The sequence below is a fragment of the Thermogutta sp. genome (assembly GCF_014359955.1).
Lineage (GTDB): Bacteria > Planctomycetota > Planctomycetia > Pirellulales > Thermoguttaceae > Thermogutta.
In genome coordinates, this window is record NZ_JACIYL010000410.1 from 1 (window position 1) to 3950 (window position 3950).

The window sequence follows — 3950 nt, forward strand, 5'->3', positions numbered from 1 at the left end:
CCATCTCGTGCGCCGGCTCCTGTCCTCCAGACAACGGGGTTATTATTGTGTGATGTGGCCTTGAGGTTCATTCATTGGTCTTCCACGCCAGAGCCGGAGAGAGAATCGTGCGGACCATAGCCATCCTGCTGGTGACAGCCATCTTGCTTGCGACGAGCTTTGCTCTCATCCCGAAACCAGCTTGCGGACAATCCATTCAGAAGGAGGGTGATGTTTGGCGGATAACATCCGAGCATTACACGCTTCAGATCAGCGCTCGGGATGGAAGTCTTCTGGAAATTCGCCAGGGCGACAACACAGGTGTTATTGCGCGGAGCGGTGAGGACGGGCTGTGGCGGATTCGCTGGCGGGACAATACGGAGCTGACCGCCCGACAAATGGCTGTGCAGTCGGACCTGGTTGGTGATTCCCGACTCCGGCTGATCTTTTCTCATCCGGATGTCAAAGTCAGCGTTGTCGTGGCACCGAGTGCCGAGGCCATCGATTTCCGGGCCACGATCAGCCCAGAGAGGAAAGACGTCCTGGATTTTGTGCTACCGGCGCGTTTGCGGTTTGAGCCCCAAAAGGTGAGTCGCCTTGTTTTCCCAATGGGCGGCAACACGGCGGTAGGGATCGCGTTCCTCCGCGGGTTTTTTGAGGCCCAACCCCCGGACCATCCGGCGGGATGGGAGCGGCAGAGTGTAGGGGCGAGGGCGTTTGTGCGTCTGTTCGGGGGACCGCTGGAAATTCGTCCCATGGATGAACCGGCCGTGGCTTTGCGTGCGACAGACGCGGGCAAGAAGTGGCTGAGCCCAGAGGCTTTGCGGTTGGTTACGCAGCGGCAGGTCATCGTCAATCGACCGCCGCGGCCCGTTCCCGGCATGGAGGTCCTGGTGGAGGCTGTGGACGGCCGTCCCTTTTACGTGGGGAAAAAGGTGGGGCAGGGCACCCTCTGGCTGATGGGGGGACAAATCGGTCGCGGGGATCTTGCGGCACTCCAGATGGCACTCGTGAAAAGCACGCTCGACCGGCTGGCACTTCAGGGAAAATCTATCGGCCTGATCAACCTCCCCAACGAAACGGCCCAGGGAGGCTGGACCGCCACATCTGTGAACCAGTGGCGCGATGCCCTGTCCACGCTGGGGACCGTGGTGGAGTTGCGAAATGGACGCGATCTGCAAATTGCGCTGACCGACGGATCGGTAGCCGCCGTCGTTAACCCTTATGCCGAACGATTTCCTGTCGAGCGGAAGGAAGACTTTGATCAGGCCATCGGCGCTGTCGAGCGGTATCTCGAACGGGGTGGACACTGGTTTGAAGTGGGTGGTTATCCTTTCCACTATGCTTTGACACCAAGCCTTTATTACCGCCGCGTGTTCTGGAATTATCCGCCAGCATTTGCCGATTTTCTCCATTTGGATACATCGGCGGGTTCGGTCTCCGTGTACCGGATCCAGCCGCGGGACTGGCAACCGTGGGAGGGACGGATTCACAAGACGGCCATTTTCATTCCCGGGGGACTCGCCTGTGGGGCTGATGAGCAGGGCGGGTATCTCGAACGCCAATTCGGGACTTTTGTGGCGGCCCGGGAATCGTGGGAAGCACCGATAGTTCGTCTTCAGGTCGGCAGCGCACCCGAGATGGCCCTTCGCCAGTATGCGGCACTCAATGGGCTTCAGCGTCGGCTGGAGGAGAAACTTCCGGCCGATGTGCTTGCGAAGTTCAAAAACGCTGTTCTGGTTCGGCTGACGGCGAGCGGTCAGCGGCAGGTGGAGCAGCACAAGGCTGCCCTGCCTTATTTGCCGGTGCCCAGCATCGTCCATTACACGGAGCATTTGCCGTTGGGGTTCGACCGTTCGTATCCCATCCACTTCCCACCGCCGGAATGGTACGGCACGGCCGAAGAGCTCGCCCAATTTATGCGCGAAGCACGCGGGCGTGGACATCTGGTCATGCCCTACACCAATCCCACGTGGTTTCCCGATCAGTCGCCAATCTGGGAGAGGGAGCCGGATGCCAAATCCGCCCTGGCGCTGGACCTTCAGGGGCAACCTTATCGTGAAAGCTACGGCGGCGGCCATGCGACGGGTTACGGAATTTGCCTCTGGCATCCCCTTGTCCAGCGGTACAATCGAGAAACGGTTCGCCTGTTCACGCAACAATTTCCGGTGGATATTCTCCTTCAGGATCAGTGCGCTGCCCGGAGTTGGCGATATGACACCAACCCGGCATCACCCACGCCTTTCGCGTACACCGAGGGAATTCTTTCCATGGTGGCGGAGGATTCCCGACGTGTCCCCCTTTCCACAGAAGGGGGATGGGATTGGGTGGCGGAGTATCAGGTCCAGCTCTGCGGCATGAGCTTCGGTATCGTCCCCACCGAGCCTCGCCCGCCCTGGGACCGCCTTCTCCGCGAGGTTTATCCGCCAAATCTCTGGCGAGTGTATCCGGTGGCGGAGATCCTTGTTCATGACAAAGTCTCCATGCTCATGCACGATCTGGGGGCCAGCGTCAATGATGACGAGGACCTGGCCTGGGTGTTGGGACTGGGATTCGCGCTGCAATACCGGGTGAACGCCGTCAACCTCACCAAAGACCAAGCCGCCCAGGAATGGCTTAAGTGGCTGGCGGTTCTTCAGAAGACGATCGTTGCCCGGTATCTTGGCGAACCGATGAACAGTTTCACCCACGAAAGGGACGATGCCCAAAGCGGCGATCGCGACGGGGGGATCATCCGGGCACAGTACGGCGCGGTGCGCATCGTGGCAAATCTCAACACCCGACCACAGTCCGAAGGCTCTTTGGTGCTGGCTCCGTTTGGATTTCTGGCCACTGCACCGAATGCGATGGCGGGCTCGCTGCAACAGACGGGTGGGCGTGATTCTGGAGAAGATCCCGTCTGCTTTGCCCTCGCGGCAGATGGGGAGAGAACAGACGTGTGGATATATTCCCCGCCCGGAGTGGCTGTGGTGATCCCTGCCGGGCCGTTCGTTGGAAAGCCTCTCCAACTCCGATGGGATGATGGAACAATGAGTCAAACGGAACTGCGCGACGGCGCACTCCATTTCCGTGTGCCAGGTGAACCCGGGCCAACCGTTCGGAAGGTCTGGCACGCTACCATCAGATAAGACCCCAGGTTGAGCGAGCACTGGGCAAGGCGGACACGCTCGCCGGGACGATTTCAGAATGAGGGCACTTGTACCGAGGCGGTAGCGGGCCGGCATTATCAGGGACTGTGGGCAGAACGCTCCACGTTCCCGCTTGGCGTGTTCCGGCCTTTCGACAATTCGTCGAGAGAATTATCGCACGGGGGCAATCGTCCCTTCCATGGGGCTGCTGGCTGTGGCGTAAAGTTTTTTGGGAATCCGCCCCGCCAAATACGCGAGTCGGCCTGCCTCTGCAGCGTGTTTCATGGCCACCGCCATACGCAACGGATCACGGGCGTGGGCGATGCCTGTGTTGAGAAGAACTCCATCCACCCCCAGTTCGAACGCCACCGTCACGTCGCTGGCCGTTCCCACACCGGCATCGACAATGACGGGATAGTCGGGATCGTTTTCCTTCAGGTATTCGAGACAGATGCGGATATTGTTGGGGTTAAGGATGCCCTGTCCGGATCCGATCGGACTGCCCGCGGGCATCACGCTGGTGGCCCCGGCCTCTTTCAAACGCTTGGCCACAATCGGGTCATCTGTGGTGTAAACGAGAACCTGAAAACCCTCTTTGACCAGGATTTCTGTCGCCTGAACGGTGGCGATAGGATCGGGAAGAAGCGTCTTCTTGTCACCCAGGACCTCCAGCTTAACCCAGTCCGCTCCAGGGTTTCCGAGCTGTGAAAGGATTTCCCTTCCCAGTCGGGCCACGCGGACGGCATCCTCGGCCGAAAAACACCCCGCCGTGTTGGGAAGAATTGTGTACCGCTTGGTGTCAATAAAATCCAGGATATTTCGCCCTTGCTGGTCAAACAGGCG

Annotated in this window: 2 protein-coding genes; one reads left to right on the forward strand and one right to left on the reverse strand. The window is 59.6% G+C overall.

Annotated elements, in window-relative coordinates:
• Positions 1-107: 107 nt before the first annotated feature.
• A complete protein-coding gene (locus tag H5U08_RS12205) occupies positions 108-3107 on the forward strand; it encodes a DUF6259 domain-containing protein (RefSeq protein WP_297033400.1) in 3000 nt (999 codons plus the stop codon).
• A 171-nt stretch (positions 3108-3278) separates the two neighbouring features.
• Here the strand turns inward: H5U08_RS12205 and H5U08_RS12210 are convergent.
• Positions 3279-3950: thiazole synthase (locus H5U08_RS12210; RefSeq protein WP_297033401.1), on the reverse strand; the 672-nt coding region annotated here is incomplete at its 5' end.